Raw genomic sequence first — 22,475 nt, forward strand, 5'->3', positions numbered from 1 at the left:
GCTTTCTTCAGCAGCAGCTTTGACTACAGCCATGCAAACGGCCAGGGTAGCGTTGGCGCCCAGCTTGGCTTTATTGGGGGTGCCATCCAGATCGATCAGCATTTTGTCGATGCCTGCCTGGTCATTTACATCCCATCCGGCCAGTTCATCTGCAATGGTCTCGTTCACATTTTTAACAGCCTGTAATACGCCTTTGCCTACGTAAGTTTTTTTATCATTATCACGCAGTTCTACGGCTTCGTGCTTACCGGTAGAAGCGCCGGAAGGTACGGCAGCACGGCCAAAATGGCCATCTTCTGTAGTGATGTCTACTTCTATGGTAGGATTACCGCGGCTGTCTAAAATCTGCCTGGCATGGATCTCTGAAATGGTACTCATGGTTTTACTATTAGTGTTTTAGGATTGATTGTTGAAAGAAGTCCGTTGTCCGTGGCCCATAGTTCCATTGCCCTGTACGCAAGGCAGTTGATGCTTGTAGTTTTCTATGGACCGTGGATTGTGAACCGTTATCAATTCGTCAGCTGCCGGAAGATAGCTTCCAGGCTTTGTGAATTGCTCTGCAAAGAAAGGATGTTCCGGTTATTTATCAAAGCAAATTGCAGCAGGTTTTTACGTACTGCCTCTACATTACCTGTAAAAAGCTGCCAGGTATTGCCCTCACTGCCCATTACCCGCGTTACTTCCGGCAGCTGTTCCAGGGCCGCCGCCTCTACCGGCTCCCCAAAAGTTACCTGTATATAACCGTTGCCGGCCTGGCGCTGCTGCAGGTTTTGCAGGGTATCGTCCGCAATCAGCCGGCCTTTGTTGATGATAATTACGCGGCTGCACATGGCTTCCACTTCCTGCATAATATGGGTGCTGAGTATAACGGTTTTGTTGCTGCCCAGGTTTTTGATCACCTGCCGTATATCCGCCAGCTGGTTAGGATCCAGGCCGGAGGTAGGCTCGTCCAGGATCAGAACTTCAGGATCGTGCAGCAGGGCCTGGGCCAGGCCTACGCGTTGTTTATATCCTTTGGAAAGGGCGCCTATCTTCTTTTTGCTTTCCGGTTCCAGGCCGGTGAGCGCTATTACGGTACGGATGCGCTCCGCCGCAGTATTGCCCAGCTGGTGCACGTTTGCAATAAAGCTGAGGAACTCTTTCACATACATATCAAAGTAAAGAGGGTTGGCTTCCGGCAGGTAACCCACGCGTTTGCGCACTTCCAGCGGGGCTTTGCTTACATCAAACCCGCTTACCAGGGCCTGTCCGCCGCTGGGCGGCCGGTAGTCGGTTATCATTTCCATGGTGGTGGCTTTGCCGGCCCCGTTAGGTCCCAGGAAACCTACAATCTCTCCTTTGTTCAGGGAAAAGGAAATGTTATCAACTGCCTTTTGTTCACCGTATGTTTTACTAAGTTCAGATACCTGGATGGACATGGTTTTATATTGCGGGTACTAAAGTAAAAAAATAAGTTCACAGTATGTTAGGGAGTATTTTTGGCCTCCATTAACAATTAATTATCAATTGTTTAGTCGATTTTTAGCCCGGATATCCAAAAATGTTATAATTTTACATCTACAATTAACATGAAACACAAGATGTAATTCAACCGTAATTATCCCGATCAAATACCTTGAGGCGTATTTAATTTTAAATGACCCGAATCGTGTACCTATACCTGCGTCTATTCTATTAAATCACTCACCCCTGGTAAGTTAACGTAACCCAGCCTAACTGGACAATACTTCAATAATCCTTATGCACTAATGGCAAACTTTCTTAAGAAGGCGTTGGGCCTGTTTGTGGAATTTGAGCCCAATGAATCTTCATCATCTAAAGCGGAGGTAACCCTTTCGCAAAAATTCCCTTTGGGTAACATCAAAGGCCAGCCGGCTGTAGCTATGAGCGAGGCGGACATCGACAAATTTGAGCAGCACTTTTCTGCACTCTTTGAGCGCAGCAACCTGCCCGGGCCAGACTATTTTGAGTTCTGGAAGATGATGGAAACGCTGGAAACACATGTACCAGACGAAAAAACACGGATGGCTGCCGTATTTGCCACGCTGAGCGTGCAGGGACTGAACAAACAGAAACTGCTGGAAACAGCGGCACAATACAAAACCATCGTGGAAAAAGACCGTGCTGACTTTGAAAAAGCTGCCAATGAAAAAGCGTTGGCAGAAGTGCAGGGCCGCCAGCAGCAACTGTCTGACCTGGAAAAAAAGGTAGCGCAGAATGCGGAAACCATTAAAAGGTTAACCGAAGAGATCACTGCTGCCCAGCAACAAATGGGGCAAATGAAAGCACAGATCTCAGAGCAGGAGCAGAAGATTTCAAGTAGCCGTCAGGGTTACCAGCTGGCCTGCAATGCCATGATCAATAAAATAGAAACTGACTTGCAAAAAATACAAACATCCCTTTAACCTAACATCCCAAAAGAAATATGGAAACACAGTATTTCCCTGCACCTGCAGGGCAAAAGCTAAAGTCATACTGGAACCGGCCGGGTGGTAAGTTTGGTCTTATCATTGGTTTGGGTTTACTGGTACTGATCGGTTATTATGTAGTGCCCATTCTCACTAAAGTGATATGGAACACGCTCAACTTTGGTATAGCCCTGGTATCCCTGGGTTTATTCCTGTATGCCGTTACACACCGTAAGCTGCGCTTAAGCCTGTTTTACCTGTATGAATGGCTGATGAAAAAACTGGTAGGCATTGTTATAGAGCTGGATCCCTTTATCATAGCAGAAGACTATGTGCAGGATATGGAAAAGCAGCGCGAAAAGCTGTATGAGCAGTCTGTTGAAGTAGACGGGCAGAAGGAGAAGATCGACATGAAGATAAAAGAAAAGGAAAAAGAAGCTAACCAGCTAATGGCACGCGCCAAAGCTGCGCAGGATAATAATATGCTGCCGGAGCTGGGCAATGCCACCCGCCAGATAGCGCGTATTAAAGAATACATTCTGCAGCTGGCGCCTATACGTGATAACCTGGCCAGGATAGGCGACTACCTGACCAAGGTGCACAAGAACAGCGGTTACATGATAGAAGATGCGCGGAATGAGCTGGAGCTGAAAAAGGACCTGTACAAATCCGTTACATCCGGTAACAAGGCGCTGACCTCTGCCCTGAAAATATTCAAGGGCGATCCGGAGAAAAAGCTGATGGTGGAACAGTCTATGGAATTCCTGAAAGAGGATATTGCCACTAAGCTGTCCAGCATGAAAAAAGCCATTAACTACTCAACGGACTTTATGCGCTCCATTGACCTGGATAACGCTACCTATGAGCTGCAGGGCTTACAGATGCTGGAATCCTTTGACCCGGATATTACTTTCCGCCTGGATACCCAGAAGTGGACGCCTACGCCGGAAAATCAGCGTGTACCCGGTACCGTTGCTAAGGATAACTATAATGATTTGCTAAGCTAAATGCTTATTAAGGCTGAATGCTTAATGCCGAACGCTTAACGCTGATTGTGGCGGATGTGGGCGGGAAGCATAAAGCACAAAGCAAAAATAAGCAGCGTTAGGCGTTTAGCCCTAAGCGTTGCACATAATAAAAAAATTATAAGCTGAAGCAAAAGGCAGGAAGCGTTAAGCGTTCGGCATTAAGCATTCAGCGTAACTAACCAACTAAATTATTTAAAGATGTCAATGAAAGTAAAACCTGGTGGTAAAATATTACTGATCCTATTATTACTGGGTGGTATTTATGCAGCAAAAGTATTATGGTGGGATAAACGTCCCCAGGAAGCAAAAGCAGCTACTGATATTGGAAAGGTATCCCTGCCGGATGCGCCGGAAGCTTCTTTAAGCAAGAACGCAGTAATGATGCCCTTACCCGGGCAGGACGAAGCGCTGAACGGCGGTACCAAGATCGTATGGAAAATTATGGCCTGGAACTCCCAGTTCCCGGTAATGTATGCCAATGGCGGCGCCAACACCACCAAAGGCTCCCTGCTGGACAAAGCCAAGCTGCAGCTGGCCCTGGAACGCCAGGATGACTGTAACAAGTCTATTGCCGACATGGTGAAGTTTGCACAGGAGTATAAGAATAACCCGAATGCACCTGGTGTGTTTGCTTCTTTCATGGGCGATGGTATGCCTATGTTCTTTGCTGCTTTAAGCAAAGAGCTGGAGCCCCTGGGGCCCGACTACCAGCCTATTGCATTTTATGCCATGGGTAAAAGTTATGGTGAAGATAAGCTGATGGGTCCCTCCGACTGGAAACGCGATCCTAAAAATGCGCTGGGTAAAACAGTTGCCTGCGTACTGCGCGACGGTGATATGAACATCCTGCTGAAATGGGCCGGTGATAACGGTTTGCGCGTGAACCCGGATGAAACCTCTTACGACCGTAATGCCGTGAACCTGATAGCCGCCAATGATTTCCTGGATGCCGGTAATAAATACATTGCCGGTTATTCTGAAAACCGTAAGATGATCGTAGATGGTAAAAAAGTAAGCCGCGATACTACCGTAGGTGTGGATGGTGTTGCTACCTGGACTCCCGGCGACGTGAACGTGGCGCAGAAAAAAGGCGGCCTGGTGAACATTGCTTCTACCCGCGAGTATGCATCACAAATGCCGAACATCACCATTACTATTAAAAAGTTCGCGTACGATCACCGTACAGATATAGAGAACCTGATCATGGCGCTGTCACAGGCCGGCGACCAGGTGCGTTCCTTTACTGAAGCCAAAGCCTTTGCCGCAGACGTTTCTGCCAAAGTGTATAACGAGCAGAATGGCGCTTACTGGCTGAAGTATTATAACGGTATGGAAGAAAAAGATGCGCAGGGCATTAATGTAAGCCTGGGTGGCTCTATGGCCTTTAACCTGGCAGATGCTGCTAACCTGTTCGGTTTAGGTAAAGATGGGCTGGACCGTTACAAGATCGTGTACAACACCTTTGGTGATATCATCATCAAAATGTACCCGGAGCTGATCCCCACTTACCCTGTGTACAATAAAGTGATCGATAAATCTTTCCTGACCTCCGTAGTGTCTAACCACCCGGAGCTGCTGGAAGGTACCGCTATCAAGGAAACCTATGCACCGGAGATCACCCGCGAGGTATCTTCCAAGTCATACGAGATCCAGTTTGAAACCGGCAGCGCCGTGATCAAACCCGCCTCTTATACTGTGCTGGATGAGATCCTGAAAAGCGCTGTGGTAGCAGAAGGCCTGAAGCTGGGCGTTTATGGCCATACGGATAACGTAGGTAATGATGCCGCTAACCTGAAGCTTTCTGACAGCCGTGCTGAAGCGGTTAAAAGTTACCTGATAAGCAAGGGCCTGTCAGCCGACCGTTTGGAATCTAAAGGTTTTGGCGCTTCCAAACCTATCGAAGATAATACTACTGCAGAAGGCCGTGCCCGCAACAGGCGTGTGCAGATTGTGCTGGGTAATTAATTAAAAGAGGTAAGAAGTATGAGGTTTCATACTTCTTACCTCATCCTAAATATTTGAGATGAAATTCATCAGATCGATCTTTGAGCCGCTGCGTATTATCAGCAAACGTAACATGGTGTTGCTGATGGCGGCGGAAATGGTGCTGGCGCTGATTGCCTGGCAGCTGAGCGGGGGCGGGTTAATACCCACGCCCACTAAAGTGTTGCAGGCATTAGGCACTATTGTGGGCAGCCGTGATTTTGTAGATAACCTGTTTGCCAGCTTATCACTTACTATTAAGGGTATGGTGATCTCTATTGTGATAGCATTGCTGATCAGCTACCTGGCTATGATCCCGGTCTTTTATCCTATTGCGCGGTTTGTAGTAAAATGCCGGTACCTCACCCTGACCGGTTTAATATTCCTGTTCACCTTATGGACGCAGAACGGGCACCAGCTGAAAATAAGCCTGCTTATTTTTGGCATTGTACCGTTCTTTGTAACCTCCCTGTTAAGCGTGTTTGAGGGGATTAATGTGCAGGAGTTTGAGCTGTGCACCACCCTGCGTATGAACAGCTGGAAAACCTGGCTGGAAGTAGTGGTACGCGGACGTTTGGACCAGGTGTTTGAAGTAATGCGGCAGAACTTTGCCATTGCCTGGTTAATGATCACCAGCGTGGAAGGCTTAAGCATGAGCGAAGGCGGCCTGGGCGTAATGCTCATTAAAGCCAACAAGTATGTGCAGCTGGAAAATGTGTTTGGTACCCTGGTCATTATTTTCATACTGGGGGTATTGTTTGATTATGTGCTGGGGCAAATGCGCCACTGGTTATTTCCTTACACCCAACTTCAAACCCGCCGCTAATGAATACTTATACCAAGCAAAAAGTACTGCTGAAAGCTGAGGACGTAAACCTGCAGTACGGCGATAAACAGATACTAAGGGACATTAATTTTTCCATCCAGGATATTCACCGGGAAGGTGTGGCGCAAGGGCAGGTGGTATCCCTTATAGGCCGCAGCGGTATTGGTAAAACACAGCTGTTCCGGATCCTGGCCAGCTTAATTAAGCCTACGGCTGGTGTGGTGAATATTGAGGAAGATCAGCATCCCGTGCAGGCCGGTGAAATGGGCATTGTACCGCAGCACTATGTGCTGTTTAACCATCGCACCATTTACCAGAACCTGAAAATAGGGCTGGACAATGCCGCGGTAAAACTCTCTGATGCGGAAAAGCAGCAGATCATAAAAGATTATGCTGACACTTTTGAGCTTACAGAGCATCTGAAAAAATACCCGGCGCAGCTGAGTGGCGGCCAGCGCCAGCGGGTAAGCATTATTCAGCAGGTATTAACCGGCAACAAATTTATTCTGCTGGATGAGCCTTTCTCCGGCCTGGATATACTGATGGTGGATAAGGTGATAAACCTGCTGCTGAAAGTATCTACCCTGCATGAGCAGAATACCCTGATCATTGTTAGCCACGATATAGAGAATGCCGCCGCTATCTCTGATACCATCTGGATCCTGTCTACCGAAGAAGGTAAGCCCGGCGCTACGATTGTAAAGGAGTACGACCTGTGCCAGATGGGCCTGGCCTGGACGCCGGATATACGCTCCAACCCGGCGTTTGTATCACTGATAAAAGAAGTAAAGTCAAAGCTGTAAAAAGCATTGCTGAATAGCTTATACCCCCGCCGGCTTATGCCCGCGGGGGTATTTTTTTGTACTGCATATTTCCTTGTCCCTTACATTTGCACTCATGATCAGGAAATTAATAGGCTTTTGCTGTTTATTCCCCCAACTTTTAAGCGCGCAGTACTTACCCGGGAAAAATTACCCGCAGGGATATTTCCGTAACCCGCTGAATGTTCCTATTGTGCTGGCCGGCAATTTTGGGGAGCTGCGGCCCAATCACTTTCATTCCGGCATGGATATTAAAACCCAGCAGCGGGAGAACCTGCCGGTACATGCCGCTGCAGACGGGTATGTGAGCCGCATTAGTGTATCGCACACCGGTTATGGGAATGGTTTATACATTACTCACCCCAACGGGTACACGACGGTATACGGGCACCTGAACCGCTTTTTCCCCACCCTGGAGCAGTATGTGAAACAAAAGGCCTATGAGCAGGAAAGCTGGGCCATGGATCTGCGGATACCACCCAACATGTTCCCGGTTAAGAAGGGCGACTTTGTAGCCTGGAGCGGTAATACCGGCGGCTCTGCGGGCCCGCACCTGCATTTTGAGATCCGCAATACGCAAACGGAAAAACCGCTGAACCCCTTATTGTTCGGCTTTGATGTGCCGGATACCCGCGCCCCGGAAGTATACCGCATCGCCGTGTACAATATGGATAAAAGCATTTACGAGCAGCAGCCTGTAATGGTAGGGGTGAAAAAAGTGAACGGGGAATATGTAACCACCACGCCGCTCATTAAGGTAAGAGCCTCGCAGGCAGGCATTGGCCTGAATGCGCTGGACCGGCAGAGTAATTCCACCAATCCCAATGGCATATACGAAGTAATGCTGTTTGATAACGATATACCCAATGAGGCATTTCAGCTGGATGATATTGGTTATGAAGAAACCCGTTACTTGAATGCGCATATAGACTATAAGGTGAAAAAAGGCGGCGGCCCCTTTCTGCAGCTGGTATTTTCCTTACCCGGCAATAAGCTGAATATTTATCACGATATAAAGGGCGATGGCACCATTGACCTTTCTGACGGCGCGCCCCACCACATAAAGCTGCTGGTAAAAGATGCCTATGGCAACAGCAGCACCGTGAAGTTTAACCTGCAGCAGTCCGGCGAGGCGCCGCCAGACCCGCGCTGCGCCAATACCATGTACCCGGAAAGCCGCAATATTTTTGAGAATAACTGGGTAGAGTTCTTTTTGGATGAAGCGGCGCTGTACGATCATATCTGCTTCCGCTATGCGGAAATTCCCAGCATGAACCCTAAGGCCTGGTCTAACATTTACCACCTGCATACACCGCTGATACCCATTCATAATGAATTTGACCTGCGCCTGAAAGCCAATAAAATGGTACCGCTGGAGCTGCAGCATAAAATAGTGATGGTACGCAGCGGCATGGGTGAAAGCGTATCCGGCACCACGCTGGAAAATGGCTGGTACAAAGGCCGCTTCCGTGATTTTGGTGATTTTCACCTGGAAGTGGATACCACGGCGCCAAAGATCACCGTGCTGGGCGCTGTTAAAAATGGCGCTAACCTTGCCAAAGCCGCTAAGCTGGCTTTCAGCATGAACGATAACAGCGGTATTGAAAGCTACCGCGCAGAGCTGGACGGGCACTGGCTGATGTTATCCCGCAAGAGCAACGTGCTTACCTATACTTTTGATGAGCATTGCTCCTCCGGCGCGCATACCTTGAAGCTAACAGTAACGGATATAGCAGGTAACACAGGCACCCATGTACTCACGTTTAAAAGGTAGCAAAATCAACAGCAATGGCAATAGCAACGCATCATTTAAAAGAAGGCGATAAAGCACCGGCATTTAAAGGCGTGGACCAGAACGGCAATACCGTTTCCCTGGCCGGTTTAAAAGGCAAGAAGGTGATCCTTTACTTTTACCCGCACGATATGACGCCCACCTGCACAGTGCAGGCCTGCAACCTGCGCGACAATTATGCAGCGCTGCTGGCAAAGGGCTATGCCGTAGTAGGCATCAGCATTGACAGTGAAAAAAGCCACCAGAAATTTGCAAAGAAATACGACCTGCCTTTTCCCTTATTGCCGGATGAGGATCTGAAGATCGTACATGCTTACGGCGTATTTGGCGAAAAGAAATTCATGGGACGCATCTTTGACGGCACGCACCGCACTACTTTCCTGATCAATGAAAAAGGGGTGATAGACAAGATCATTAACAAGCCGGTTTCCAAGAGCCATACGGAGGAGATACTGGAAATGTGGAAGTGAGCGCAAAGCAGAAAGCACAAAGCAAAAGGAAGTACTAACACAACAGGTAAAAATACAAAAGCCCGGTATCACTACCGGGCTTTTGCTTTATGCTTTATGCTTTCAGCTTTACGCTTTGAGCTTATCTCTTCTGTCTTTGTTTCTTGAACAGCTGACCTGTTTTAAACTTGTTACCTTCCGGGCTGCCTACGCGGTCCATTGCGCAACGGAAACCAACGGTGTTAGTAGCCATATCTTCCTGCATGAAGCGGCGGGTACCGGGAGACAGCCAATAGGCGCGGTCGTTCCAGCTACCACCTTTTACTACGCGGGACTTATCGTTTATCAGGGAGGTTACACCGTAACCGTATTGTACCTGCGATAAGGTATCACCATCCAGGTAGTTGATCACATCACCTTTCTGGTAGTTCAAACGGTTAGCACTTTCTTCGTCGGTTACATCACGCATTTTCAGCGCACCCAGGCTATCTTTTTCCGGCTCATTTTCACCGTTCATATAGGTTGTCTGGAATTTGTTACCACGGAAGTAGTTGAAGTCATCCCCGTCTATCGGGTTCAGAGGTCGGTAAACGTCCAGTACCCATTCGCTTACGTTACCGGACATGTTATAGATACCAAAGTTGTTCGGGAAGAAAGAGCGGATAGGGCCGGGAATGGAAGCACGGTCATTCAGACCACCTGCCATACCCATGTTATCACCGGAACCGCGTTTAAAGTTCGCCAGGAACTGGCCCTGCCAGTTACCGCGGCGGATATCCCTTAAACCGCTGGTATTGGTGCCCCAGGAGTAGATCTGTTTGTTCATGATCAACTCCTCACCACGTTTACCTTCTTTCTTGGAAGGAGAGGGGTTCTGACCTATATAACCCAGTGCGGCGTATTCCCATTCTGCTTCTGTGGGCAGGCGGTAAGCCGGCAGCATAATACCATCTTCAAACTGCGCAGTACGGGGTGAGCCGTCGGCATTCTTGAACTGGTCTTTTACGCTTTTAGACATTTTACCCGGAGTACCTTCGTACAGGCCGGCGGTATATGCTTTAGTATCAAAAGTATTGTCATCAGCCTGGTTGCTTACATCACCTTTGGAAAGCAAACCTTTATCCATCAGCAGCTTTTCGTTCACACGGTTAGAGCGCCATTTGGCATAATCGGTAGCCTGTTTCCAGGTTACGCCTACCACCGGGTAATCGTTGTAAGCAGGGTGGCGGAAGTAGTATTCCACCAGCGGCTCGTTATAAGCCAGTTCGCTGCGCCATACCAGGGTATCCGGTAAAGCCTGGCGGTATACCTGCGGGAAGCTTTCGCCATACATACGCTGTAACCAGAACAGGTATTCGCGGTAGTGTACGTTGGATACTTCAGATTCGTCAATGTAGAAGGAGGAAACCGTGATACGACGGGGAATGTTGTTCCAGTCCATCATCACATCCTGTTCGGTAGCGCCCATGGCAAAAGTACCACCCTGCACAAACACCAGGCCCGGACCGGTTTGTTGGTCCTTACTTTTAGCCACACTGAAACCACCCATTTTCTGGTCATTATAGTTCCAGCCGGTTGCGGAGGATTTTTCTTTTTTCTTGCCAAACAGCCCTCCGCCATCCTTATTACAGGCGGTTGTGGCCAGCATTACACTGGTGCCTAAGAGCAAAGACAGAGAGGTTAATCTATGCATGAGATTCAGCTTTTAGTATTGGTTTTATAGGTAAACGCAAATTTAGTATATTTTATTTTATAGTGAAAAAAATTAATTTGTAATGGTTTGGCCCTTAAATTTACTACAAACCGGTTTGTCTGTCAAGGGGTTATTTGCACTTTGTGTTGCCGGTTTATTAAATTTACGGGGCATACGGCCTCCGTATCCATAATAAAACCCTTATGAAGCTGTATCGCCTGCTGCTTTTGCTGTTGTTTTGTGCCTGGTTGCCGGCACATGCGCAGCGCACCTATGCTTCCCATTCCGTTTTAGCTGCCGGTACCTGGTACAAGCTGGCGGTTACCCAACCAGGTATTTATAAGATCCCGGTATCCCAGCTCAATAGCATGGGTATCAATACACAATCGTTGTCCTCCAATAACATACGCATTTTTGGAAGCGGGGGGCAGCTGCTGCCGGAAAATAACAGCCTGCCCCGGGCAGACGACCTGCCGGAGCTGGCCCTGGAAGTGTCAGACGGGGGCGATGGCCTGCTGAACGGGAACGACTATGTGCTGTTCTATGCCCCCGGCCCGCATGGCTGGGTGTATAACCCTGCCGGCCGCACCTTTACTCACCAGTATAATTTGTATAGTGATACGGCCTGGTATTTCCTGGGTATTGGCGGTAATGGCCGCCGTATTACGACGGATAATGCTACGCCACCTGCACCTACAGTGGATGTTACGGCTTTTGACTACCGTGCTTTTTATGAAAAGGACAGTGTGAGCCTGGTAAGCAGCGGCAAACAGTGGTGGGGCCCGGTGTTTAATAATGCACCCGGCGGCACCCCTACCCGCAGTATAGATTTTACCTTACCCGCAGCTACCGCCCAGGTGCAGGTACGCGCCCGGGCTGCTGCCCGCAGCAGCGGCAGCCGTTTTGATATTACGGTGAACCAGGCCGCAGCTGGCAGCCTGAATTTAAACCCGGTGAGCGGAAATATATTTGAAGCCTTTGCCACTGCTGCCTATGGCGCTTTTAATGTGAATGTGAACAGTGCCCAGCTGCAGGTAGGCCTGCAATACATTGCCGGTAATGGCGACCAGGGCTGGCTGGATTACGTGGAGCTGCAAGCCCGCTGCCCGCTTACCCTGCCGGCCCAGGGCCCGCTCTTTTTCCGGGATGCCGTAAGCGTAGCTGCCGGTGCTACCGGACGCTTTACCCTGAACAATGCAGGCGCCGGTACCGCAATATGGGAGCTTACTAATACCAACACGCCGGTGGCTGTACCGGTACAGCGCAGCGGCAGCCAGCTGCAGTTTGTGCGGGAAGCAGGCACCCTGCGGGAATACGTAGCCTTTGACCCCGCCCAAATGCCGCAGCCGGCCTTTGCAGGCACAGTGCCTAACCAGGACCTGCACGGCAGCGCAGCCGCGGATATGCTCATTATTACCATACCGGCCTTAAAAGCGGCAGCTGAGCGCCTGGCGGCTTACCATACCGCCCATGATCAGCTGCAGGTACAGGTAGCCCTGGTGCCGGATATTTATAATGAATTTGCTTCCGGCACACCTGATCCCACGGCTATACGTGATTTTGTGAAAATGTTCTACGACCGGGCCGGTGGCAATGGCAAAGGGCCGCGTTATTTATTGCTGTTTGGCGATGCTTCTTTTGACTACCGCCACCGTATAAACGCCAACACCAACCTGGTGCCCACCTGGGAAAGCGATGCCTCGCTGGATTTTATAAACTCTTACCCGTCCGATGATTTCTTTGGTTTCCTGGATGATGCTGATAATATAACGGACGTTAATACACGTAACCTGCTGGATATTGCCATTGGCCGCCTGCCTGTGCAAACAGAGGCCCAGGCCCGGCAGGTGGTGGACAAGATAATGGGTTACCATAACCCGGCAAATTTTGGCCCCTGGCGCAATCACCTCACCTTTGTGGCAGATGACGGAGACGATAACCTGCATCTGCAGGATGCAGAGGAAGTAAGCGGTATGGCCGCCCAAACCTGGCGCCAGGGCATTCCGGATAAGATATACCTGGATGCCTATCCCAAAGTATCCTCTGCAGGCGGCAGCCGCTACCCGGCTGTGAACAGTGAAATACAGCGCCAGATGAGCACCGGCAACCTGGTATGGAACTACACCGGCCATGGCAGCTACTCACGCCTGGCAGAAGAAGTGGTGGTAGATGGCAGCACCATTAAAACCTGGAATAATACACAGCACCTGCCGCTGATCATTACCGCTACCTGCGATTTTGCGCCTTTTGATAACCCTGCCTATAACTCCCTGGGTGAGCAGCTGGTGCTGCAGCCTACTGGTGGCGCCATTGCGCTGATGACCACTACGCGGGCAGTATTTGCCTACTCTAACCGGATCATGAACACCAACTACCTGCAAATGGCCTTTACGCCTTTGGCCAACGGGCATATGCCCAGCCTGGGAGAAGCAGCTATGCTGGGTAAGAACCTTACCTATACCAATTACAGTGATGTAGCCAATAACCGCAAGTTCCAGCTGCTGGGCGATCCGGCCCTGACACTGGCCTTTCCCCGGTACCATGTAGTTACAGATTCCATTAACGGGCAGGATGTTACGCAGGTAACAGATACCCTTAAAGCCCTGGGAAAATATGTAGTAAAAGGCCACCTGGAAGATGAGCAGGGGCAGCCCCTGACCGGCTTTAACGGCCAGCTGGATGTAGCGGTATATGATAAACCCGTAACCCTGCGCACCCGCGGTAATGATGCAGGCAGCGAGCCGGCAGATTATACCCTGCAGCAGCAGGTGCTGTTCCGTGGCCAGCAAAGCATTCAGAACGGGCATTTCAGCTTCACCTTCATTGTGCCCAAGGATATTGACTATAAACCCGGCGCCGGTAAGATCAGCTATTATGCAGCTAATGAGCAGGCAGATGCAGGGGGCTATTTTGATGGTTACCAGGTAGGCGGTACTGCGGCCAATGCCCCGGTAGATACTGCCGGGCCGCAGGTACAGGCTTTTTTAGATACAGAATTATTCCGCAATGGCGGCATTACAGGGCCTAACCCGGTGCTGCTGGTAAACCTGTATGACAGCAGCGGTATTAATACCTCCGGTTACGGCATTGGTCATGATATGGTAGCGGTGCTGGATACGGCCAGCCAGTATTTTGTGCTGAATGACTTTTATACCGCTACGCTGAACAATTACCGGGGGGGCGCCATCCGCTTTCCGTTCTATAATTTAGCGGAAGGGCCGCATACCCTTATCATTAAGGGATGGGATACGTATAATAACTCTACCACGGTTACTTTGCAGTTTGTGGTGGCAGGCGCAGGTACCCTGGCTGTGCAGGAAGTAGGTAACTATCCTAACCCGTTCACCACAGAAACAAGATTCTTTTTTACACATAACCAGCAGGGACAGGAATTGGATGTTACCTTGCAGGTTTTTACCGTGTCAGGGCAGCTGGTAAAAACGAAGCAGCAAACAATAAATGCAACTGGTAACCGTTATGATGGCATGCTTTGGAACGGTACTGCCGACTCCGGAGCTAAACTACCACCTGGAATTTACTTTTACAGGTTGACTGTCAGCACTAAACTAAAAACTAAAATTTCAGGAGGAAAACTGATCTTATTCTAAAACCTATGCAAAAAAACATTAATTTCAGCATCCCTGGCCTGCCCCATTTTCTTGATTATTATTATAAAATAGGCATTATTTTTACACCTCGTTTCAAATATAAAAATTACATGATCCGTAAGGTAACATTGAGCCTTGTGTTCGTATACTGCATAGTCATCAGTTTAAAAACCTCAGCCCAGATCGGCACTGGTGACATAGACGGCCGTACCAATACCATTAATACTGCCGTACCGTTCCTGCGGATCTCCCCTGATGCAAGGAGCGGCGCTATGGGCGATGTAGGTGTAGCCCTTTCGCCGGACGCCAACTCCAATTACTGGAACCTGTCCAAGCTGCCTTTTGCCACCGCTAATTCATCCGTATCTGTTACCTATACCCCCTGGTTAAAAGAGCTGGTGAACGATGTGTTCCTGGCTAACCTCAGCGGTTATTATAAGCTGAATGACCTGGAGGCTGTAGGTGCTTCCCTGCGTTACTTTTCCTTAGGTACCATCAACTTTACGGATATTACCGGTACGCCTACCTACGATTACCGTCCGCGTGAGCTGGCTTTTGATGCAGGTTATGCCCGTAAATTATCCGATAACTTTTCCGTAGGCGTAGCCCTCCGTTATATTTACTCCAACCTGGCCAATGGCGATATCAATGGCCGTGTAATACGCCCCGGTAAAGCATTTGCCGGCGATGTATCACTCTTTTACACTAAAGATTATGAGAAGGATGATGGCCGTGTGAACACCTGGAATGTGGGCCTGGCCATTACGAACGTAGGTACTAAAATATCCTACACCCAATCAGCCCAGTACAAAGACTTTATTCCTACCAACCTGGGTTTAGGTACTGCCTACACCCTGGGCCTGGATGAATACAATAAAGTAACCTTTGCCCTGGATATTAATAAGCTGCTGGTGCCCACCCCGGACAGCAGCGGCGCTTACCGCGATAAAGGCGTGGTAGAATCCATTTTCACCTCTTTTGGCGATGCGCCGGGCGGCTTTAGCGAAGAGCTGAAGGAGCTGATGTTCTCCTTAGGTGCAGAGTACTGGTATAACAACACGTTTGCCGTACGCGCCGGTTATTACAACGAGAATAAATACAAAGGCAACCGTAAATATTTCACAGCCGGTATAGGCATTAAGTACGATGTATTTGGCCTGAACTTTTCTTACCTGGTACCCTCCGGTACCGGTATTCAACGGAACCCGCTTTCCAACACCCTGCGCTTTACCCTGACCTTTGACCTTACCAGGAATGAGGGGGATAGTGGCAGCGCCAGTAACTGGTAATAACTATTCATGGCTAAGATACGTATAGGACAAGGCATAGATTTTCATCAACTTACAGAAGGGCGCGACTTTTGGCTGGGCGGCGTATTGGTGCCGCACCATAAAGGCGCGCTGGGCCACAGCGATGCAGATGTGCTGCTGCACGCCATTTGTGATGCCATGCTGGGCGCATTGAGCCTGGGGGACATTGGCGTACACTTCCCGGACACGGACAATACCTATAAAAATATTGACAGCAAGATACTGCTGGCCCGCTGCGCTGAGCTGATTGCAGAAAAGGGCTACCAGGTGGTGAATATAGACAGCACCCTGTGCCTTCAGGCGCCCAAAATAAAACCTTATGTGCCACAGATGCGGGAGGCCATAGCCGGCATTCTGCACCTTACAGTGGACGATGTATCCATTAAAGCTACCACCACGGAAAAGCTGGGCTTTGTAGGCCGGGAAGAAGGGGTGGTGGCATTGGCCAGCGTGCTGCTGGAAAAGGCCTAAAGGCCGTCCATGGGCCATAGTCAATGGCCCATAACATTGTTCAGGAAACTACTTATTACCAGATCTACGCCAGCCGAAGATATTGCCAGGTCTTAACAAGACTTGTTAAAAATGGCAGTCCATGGACCCCGGACCATCGACTATTGACCATTAATGCTATCTTTGTCGAATGGCTGAAATAATAGTAAAGATCATTAACCGGTCGGCCAATGAGCTACCATCCTATGCCACTGCCGATGCCGCAGGAATGGACCTGCGGGCGCACCTGGAAACAGCAATGACGCTGCAACCGCTGGAAAGGTCGCTGATCCCTACCGGTTTATTTATGGAACTGCCGGAAGGTTATGAGGCACAATTAAGGCCCCGCAGCGGCCTGGCCATTAAACAGGGGCTTACCCTGCTCAATACCCCGGGCACCATTGATGCCGACTACCGGGGCGAGATCAAGGTGATTATCATCAACCTGTCAAACGAACCACAAACCATCGCACCCGGCGATCGTATTGCGCAAATGGTCATTGCACCCGTAACCCGGGTTACCCTCGCAGCAGTAGAAATATTAACAACAACAGACCGCGGGCATGGTGGTTTCGGACACACCGGAAAATCCTGAGGAATGCGTGTATTGATTACCGTTATAGGATTAGGATGCGCTCTTACCTGGGGCGCGTGCAGTAGTACAAAACACACGGCTACCGGGAATGTGCGTGCAATAAAAGATCCTACCATTATACAGCAGCGGTCAGACAGCTTGTTCTTTGCCGCACAGCGCTCTAAAATGCTGGGCGACTATAAAACCGCTATCACCCAATTTTCCGATTACCTGCGCCTGAACCGGCAAAATCCAACCGTATTTTACGAGCTGTCACGCCTTTTTATGGAGGTGAACAACCCTTCCTATGCGCTGGGCTTTGCTCGCCGGGCAGCAGCCATGGATACTACCAACCGCTGGTTTCAGCTGGCCCTGGCTGATGCGCTGGGTATGAACCAGATGTTTGACAGCGCCGCCGTGGTATACGACCGCCTGAGCCGGCAGTACCCCGAAAGTGAGGATTACCTGTTTAACAAAGCCATGCTGCTAAGCAAAGCCGGTAAAACAGACGAGGCCCTGGCCGTATTTGATAAGCTGGAAGAAAAGACGGGCATAGTAGAAGAGCTGGTGTACCAGAAGCAGCGCCTGCTGCTGAAACAAAGCAAGGTAGAGGAAGCCGCCGCGGAAATCCGCAAGCTGATAGACCAGAACCCGGCAGAAGTGCGCTACTACCAGCTGCTGGCCGATGTATATGATGCCAACGACCGGGTGAAGGAAGCCACCGGTATTTACGATACTATTCTTACCAAAGATCCCAACAACGCCCGCTCCCTAATAGCCCTGGCCAATTACGCCAAACAGCGCGGGGATAGCACCGTATACTGGGAATACCTTACTAAAGCATTTGCCAACCCGGATTACAGCATTGATGAAAAAGTAGCGTTCGTATATCCGTACCTGCAAATGATGACGCTGGACAGCACCAAGCTGAAAGAAGGCCTGCAGCTTACCCGGCTGGTGATACGTGCCCATCCCACAGAGGCCAAGGCATATGCCCTGGAGGCCGACATGTACTCCCAGGCCGATATGCTGGACAGTGCGCTCAACGATTATAACAAAGCCATTAGCCTGGACTCTACCCGCTTTTCTGTGTGGTACCAGCTGATGTGGATCTACTCCCGTAAAGATGAAACCAAAGAGCTGCTGAAAGCCAGCAACGTGGTTACACAACGTTTCCCGGAAGAGTTCATGGGTTTTTACTTTAAAGGCGTAGCCACTTATATGCTGCAGCAGTTCCCGGATGCCATCAGCTCCCTGAACAAGGCGCTGACACTGGGCAGCGGCGACAAACGTTTTATGGGTGATGTGTACTCCCTGCTGGGCGATTCTTACCACGCCCTGGGGCAGCACCAGCAGTCGGACAGCAGCTATGAGCGGGCGCTAATACTGCGGCCGGATGATGCCATGGTGCTGAACAACTACAGCTACTATCTGTCTATGCGGGGCGAGCAGCTGGAAAAAGCAGCGCAAATGTCGCACCACTCCCTGGAGCTGCAGCCTGGCAGCGCTACCTATATGGATACCTATGCATGGATCCTGTTCCGCCAGGGTAAGTATGAGGATGCAAAGGAGTGGATAGAGAAAGCCCTGCAGGACCCGGAAGCCCAGAAAGATCCAAGTGTGCTGGAGCATTACGGAGATATTTTATTTAACCTGAAAGATGTTGCAAAGGCACTGGAGTACTGGCAGCGGGCTAAGGAGAAGGGCGCTTCTTCCGTAGGGCTGGCCAGGAAAATTGCTGAAAAACGGTATATTGACTTATAGTTAGGCTTAAGGCTTAACGGCCTAATGCCGAACGCATAACGCTAAAGGCATAACGCAGGAAGCGTTCAGCGTTTAGCATTAAGCACTCAGCGTAATTGGACTTATGAAGCAAATCATTTTACTAGGCATCACCTGTATAATATTCGTGTCTTGCAGACATACGCGGCAGTTAGCCCGTACCAGCTTCCCGGTATCAGACACCGGTCATGTTAGTACTACAGACAGCACTGCTTCCGCAGCCAGCCTGGAGTTTAACCGCAATCTGCTGGCCGGCATTCACAAAAATCATATTGACTTCCATACATTTTCCGGTAAGCTGAAGGTAGATTTTGAGAGCGATAAGCAAAAGCAGCAGAACATCAGCACCAACATCCGTATGCTGAAGGACAGCATTATCTGGATCTCCGTATCAGCCCCCGTAATTGGTGAAGTAGCCCGGGCCGTTATTACACCTGACAGCCTGAAGGCATATGACAAGTTTAACAAACGCGTGTTCCTCCGCGCGCTGAGCGATGCCAAAGACCTGCTGAACCTTCCGTTTGATTTCACCACCCTGCAGGATCTGATCATTGGCAACCCGCTGTTCCTGACCGATTCTATTTACCAGGTGGTAAAAACCCCTGCCATTATATCTTTCAGCTGTGATACCACCATGTACACCAGCCTGTTTAATGTGTTTGCAGATGATTTTCAGCTGCAGCAAAGTAAGGTAATGGACAAGGACAGCAGCCGTAACCGCTCCTGCGAGCTTACCTATGGCGAGTATAAAGAGGTAGAAGGCCATAAGGTGCCCTTTGTGCGACGCGTGTTCATTGAAGAAAAGAACGTTACCCGTGTGGCAATGGACTTTTCTAAGATGGAGTTTAACCAGCCACAGTCCTTTCCATTTAACATACCTGCATCATATAGCAGGGAATAAGCCTGACTAATATATTGGTTTTTAAGATTTGTAAATTAACTTTAGCCTTCATAGAAATTTTTGCAGACATCCTAAATCGATCATGTTGTATCTGAAGAAGCTTATTCCGTTCATGCTTTTTATATGGTTAGCACCTGCGGTATTACACGCGCAGAGTAATCAGAATCAGCAACCCACACGGGAGGAGCTGGAGCGCCGGAAAAGGGAGCTACAGAAAGAAATAGATGAAGCCAATGAAGCGCTGAAAGAAACCAAACGCTCTACCCGCGAAAGTATGGGCCAGCTACGGGCCCTGCGTAACAAGATTACGCTGCGCTCCCGCCTGATCAACAATATTAACGAAGAGATCAACTTTATAAACGGGGATATTAACGGCGCTTACCGCGATGTAAAAACTTTGCAGAAAGACCTGGATACCCTGAAGGCGCAATACGCGCAGCTGGTGGTGTATGCGTACAAGAACCGCAGTACATACGACATGATCAACTTCGTGTTCTCTGCCCAGAATTTTAATGACGCCATCCGCCGTTATGCCTACCTGAAACAATACCGGGAATACCGGCACCGGCAAGCCTCCAACATAGTAGAAACGCAGGACCTGCTGACCCGCAAAATAGAAAGCCTGCAATCACAAAAGGAGAAACGTGCAGATGCCCTGAAGAGCGAGCAGGATGAGCGGCAAACACTGGAAAAGGACCGCAAGGAGCAGGATGAAGTATTCTCCAAGCTGAAAGGCCGTGAAAAAGAGCTGGTAGAAGATATTAATAAGCGGAAAAAGGATGCGCAGAATGTGCAGGCCGCCATACGTGCGGTAATACGCCGTGAAATTGAAGAGGAGCGCCGCAAAGCGGAAGCAGAAGAAGTGGCCCGCAAAAAAGCTGTGGAAGAAAGACGCAAACGGGATGAAGCTGCCCGCAAAGCCGCTGCAGCTGCAGCGGCGGCCGCCAACAATAATAACAACAATGTAGCTGCCACTCCGCCACCGGTTAAGGAAACGCCCAAAGCACCGGAACCGGAACGCCCGGCGCCAGCGCCTTCCCGCAGTGCGAATGTACTGGAAGCAACACCTGAAGCCCTGGCCCTGTCAGAAAGTTTTGAGAACAATCGTGGCAAGCTCCCCTGGCCGGTAAGCAATGGTAATGTTATTGGCCACTTTGGCCGCCAGCATCATGCAGTAGTGGAAAAGATCAATGTGGAGAATGATGGTATTATCATTGCCACTTCCAAAGGCGCCGCTGTGAAAACCATTTTTGAAGGAGAGGTAAGAAGGGTAATGGTGATACCGGGAAGCGGTTATGTGGTGATGATCCGCCACGGGCAATACTTTACCAACTATGTACGCCTGCAAACCGTAAGCGTAAAAACCGGTGATAAGGTACGTACCGGCCAGATGATAGGCACTGCCAGCACCAACGATATAGAAAACCAGGGTGAGGTGGAACTACAGATCTATAAAGGCATAGTGAAACAAAATCCTGAGATCTGGATCATGAGAAGATGAGAAAATAGCTATTAGCCTTTAGCTATTAGCTGTTGGCCTAATGTACTACAATGCTAAAAGCTAACAGCTAAAGGCTAACAGCTAGTAGCGCTCTTTCCCGCACCCGCTCATACAAAGCTTCATACTGCGGTACAATATTATTAATGTGAAAACGCTGCGCCTGTTCCAGTGCTCCTTTGCGAACGGTAGCCAGCAGCGTCTCATTAGATAACAGGTCAATGGCATGACGGGCCATACTGTCTACATCACCCACAGGGCTCAGGAAACCGGTAACACCCTGTATATTCACTTCCGGCAGGCCGCCGGCATCAGAAGAAAGTACCGGCACTTCAGATGCCATCGCTTCCAGGGCGGCTAAACCAAAACTTTCATATTCAGAGGGGAGTACAAATAAATCGCTGATAGACATAATATCTTCCAGCTGCTCCTGCTTGCCCACAAAACGTACATCGTCACAAATACCCAGGTCACGGCACATACATTCAATAGTAGGACGGTCCGGGCCGTCGCCTACCAGCAGTAGTTTGGAAGGCAGCTGCGCGCGTACCTGCTGAAAGATCTTGATCACATCCGGCACCCGTTTTACTTTACGGAAGTTGGAAACGTGCAGCAGCACTTTTTCGCCGTTAGGGGCAACAGCCTGGCGGAAATGCGGCAGGCTGCGGCGTTTGAAGCGTTCAATATCTACAAAGTTGTAGATCACTTCAATATCTTTTTCTATCTGGAAATACTTATAGGTTTCTTCCCGCAGGTTGTTGGACACTGCGGTAATAGCATCTGATTCGTTAATGGAAAAGGTAACCACCGGTGCATAGGTTTTGTCTTTACCCACCAGTGTAATATCCGTACCATGCAGGGTGGTGATAAAAGGCACCACGCGGCCCTGCTTGCCCACGATCTGTTTGGCCAGGTAGGCCGTGCTGGCGTGCGGTATGGCGTAATGCACATGCAGCAGGTCCAGCTGGTGGTTCATGATCACATCTACCATAGTGCTGCTGAGCGCCGATTCGTAGGGCGGAAAATCAAACAGGGGGTAGGTGGGCACCTGTACTTCGTGATAATATATGTTTGCGTGAAAAGCGTTGAGGCGTACCGGTTGCTGATAGGTGATGAAATGCACCATATGCCCCTTATCTGCCAGGGCCTTGCCCAGCTCCGTTGCCAATACACCACTACCTCCGTAGGTAGGATAACATACTATTCCTATACGCATGGGAATTACAGTTTTTTGAAGGGCTTAAAGCGGAAAGCAAAAAGCGTAAAGCTTCTTACCTTTTACTTTAAGTAACTTTTGTGCCAATGCTTTGCGC

17 protein-coding genes and 1 pseudogene are annotated in these 22,475 nt (G+C 49.5%); 14 read left to right on the forward strand and 4 right to left on the reverse strand.

Features of this window, described 5'->3' with window-relative positions; all coding sequences use genetic code 11:
* Positions 1-378, reverse strand: a pseudogene (gene eno, locus KVT36_RS29285) (phosphopyruvate hydratase); the annotation flags it as partial.
* A gap of 131 nt (positions 379-509) precedes the next feature.
* Positions 510-1,418 (reverse strand): gliding motility-associated ABC transporter ATP-binding subunit GldA, encoded by a 909-nt coding sequence (gldA, locus tag KVT36_RS29290; RefSeq protein WP_217606987.1) that lies wholly within the window; start codon positions 1,416-1,418, stop codon positions 510-512.
* 330 nt (positions 1,419-1,748) lie between these two features.
* On the opposite strand from gldA, the gene KVT36_RS29295 reads away from it, so the two are divergent.
* From KVT36_RS29295 to bcp, 7 genes are all read left to right on the forward strand, one after another.
* Positions 1,749-2,405: a hypothetical protein gene (locus tag KVT36_RS29295; RefSeq protein WP_217606988.1), complete on the forward strand. Its 657-nt coding sequence runs from the start codon at positions 1,749-1,751 to the stop codon at positions 2,403-2,405.
* Positions 2,406-2,425: 20 nt separating this feature from the next.
* Positions 2,426-3,415 carry a PspA/IM30 family protein gene (locus tag KVT36_RS29300; protein WP_217606989.1) on the forward strand — a complete coding sequence of 330 codons (990 nt, stop codon included), beginning with the start codon at positions 2,426-2,428 and terminating at the stop codon, positions 3,413-3,415.
* 219 nt (positions 3,416-3,634) lie between these two features.
* The gene (locus KVT36_RS29305) at positions 3,635-5,401 is read left to right on the forward strand and encodes an OmpA family protein (protein ID WP_217606990.1); all 1,767 of its coding nucleotides are present in this window, start codon (positions 3,635-3,637) and stop codon (positions 5,399-5,401) included.
* A 58-nt stretch (positions 5,402-5,459) separates the two neighbouring features.
* Complete coding sequence (locus tag KVT36_RS29310) at positions 5,460-6,245, forward strand: ABC transporter permease (RefSeq protein WP_217606991.1); 786 nt, start codon at positions 5,460-5,462, stop codon at positions 6,243-6,245.
* Positions 6,245-7,048, forward strand: coding sequence for an ABC transporter ATP-binding protein (locus KVT36_RS29315; protein WP_217606992.1), 804 nt, complete (start codon positions 6,245-6,247; stop codon positions 7,046-7,048). Before KVT36_RS29310 ends, KVT36_RS29315 begins: the two co-directional genes overlap by 1 nt.
* Positions 7,049-7,142: 94 nt before the next feature.
* Positions 7,143-8,840, forward strand: coding sequence for a peptidoglycan DD-metalloendopeptidase family protein (locus KVT36_RS29320; RefSeq protein WP_217606993.1), 1,698 nt, complete (start codon positions 7,143-7,145; stop codon positions 8,838-8,840).
* Between the two features lie 14 nt (positions 8,841-8,854).
* Positions 8,855-9,328: a thioredoxin-dependent thiol peroxidase gene (bcp, locus tag KVT36_RS29325; RefSeq protein ID WP_217606994.1), complete on the forward strand. Its 474-nt coding sequence runs from the start codon at positions 8,855-8,857 to the stop codon at positions 9,326-9,328.
* A 121-nt stretch (positions 9,329-9,449) separates the two neighbouring features.
* Here the strand turns inward: bcp and KVT36_RS29330 are convergent, their stop codons facing one another.
* The gene (locus KVT36_RS29330; RefSeq protein WP_217606995.1) at positions 9,450-11,000 is read right to left on the reverse strand and encodes an SUMF1/EgtB/PvdO family nonheme iron enzyme; all 1,551 of its coding nucleotides are present in this window, start codon (positions 10,998-11,000) and stop codon (positions 9,450-9,452) included.
* Positions 11,001-11,203: 203 nt separating this feature from the next.
* Between KVT36_RS29330 and porU the strand changes: the two genes are divergently transcribed.
* The 7 genes from porU (at position 11,204) to KVT36_RS29365 (ending at position 21,165) form a co-directional block, all read left to right on the forward strand.
* On the forward strand, positions 11,204-14,608 hold the full coding sequence (porU, locus tag KVT36_RS29335; protein ID WP_217606996.1) for a type IX secretion system sortase PorU: 3,405 nt from the start codon (positions 11,204-11,206) through the stop codon (positions 14,606-14,608).
* A 5-nt stretch (positions 14,609-14,613) separates the two neighbouring features.
* Entirely contained in the window at positions 14,614-15,897 is a 1,284-nt protein-coding gene (gene porV, locus KVT36_RS29340; RefSeq protein WP_254640248.1) for a type IX secretion system outer membrane channel protein PorV, read from the forward strand.
* A 9-nt stretch (positions 15,898-15,906) separates the two neighbouring features.
* Positions 15,907-16,389 (forward strand): 2-C-methyl-D-erythritol 2,4-cyclodiphosphate synthase, encoded by a 483-nt coding sequence (gene ispF, locus KVT36_RS29345; RefSeq protein ID WP_217606997.1) that lies wholly within the window; start codon positions 15,907-15,909, stop codon positions 16,387-16,389.
* A 169-nt stretch (positions 16,390-16,558) separates the two neighbouring features.
* A complete protein-coding gene (dut, locus tag KVT36_RS29350; RefSeq protein ID WP_089920450.1) occupies positions 16,559-17,002 on the forward strand; it encodes a dUTP diphosphatase in 444 nt (147 codons plus the stop codon).
* 3 nt (positions 17,003-17,005) lie between these two features.
* Positions 17,006-18,745, forward strand: a complete 1,740-nt coding sequence (locus KVT36_RS29355) for a tetratricopeptide repeat protein (protein WP_217606998.1) — start codon at positions 17,006-17,008, stop codon at positions 18,743-18,745.
* Between the two features lie 103 nt (positions 18,746-18,848).
* Positions 18,849-19,664, forward strand: coding sequence for a DUF4292 domain-containing protein (locus tag KVT36_RS29360; RefSeq protein WP_217606999.1), 816 nt, complete (start codon positions 18,849-18,851; stop codon positions 19,662-19,664).
* Between the two features lie 82 nt (positions 19,665-19,746).
* Entirely contained in the window at positions 19,747-21,165 is a 1,419-nt protein-coding gene (locus KVT36_RS29365) for a murein hydrolase activator EnvC (RefSeq protein ID WP_217607000.1), read from the forward strand.
* A 67-nt stretch (positions 21,166-21,232) separates the two neighbouring features.
* Here KVT36_RS29365 and bshA read toward each other — a convergent pair whose 3' ends face one another.
* Entirely contained in the window at positions 21,233-22,378 is a 1,146-nt protein-coding gene (gene bshA, locus KVT36_RS29370) for an N-acetyl-alpha-D-glucosaminyl L-malate synthase BshA (protein WP_217607001.1), read from the reverse strand.
* Positions 22,379-22,475: the final 97 nt, after the last annotated feature.

The organism is Chitinophaga sp. GbtcB8 (genome assembly GCF_019091455.1).
GTDB lineage: Bacteria > Bacteroidota > Bacteroidia > Chitinophagales > Chitinophagaceae > Chitinophaga.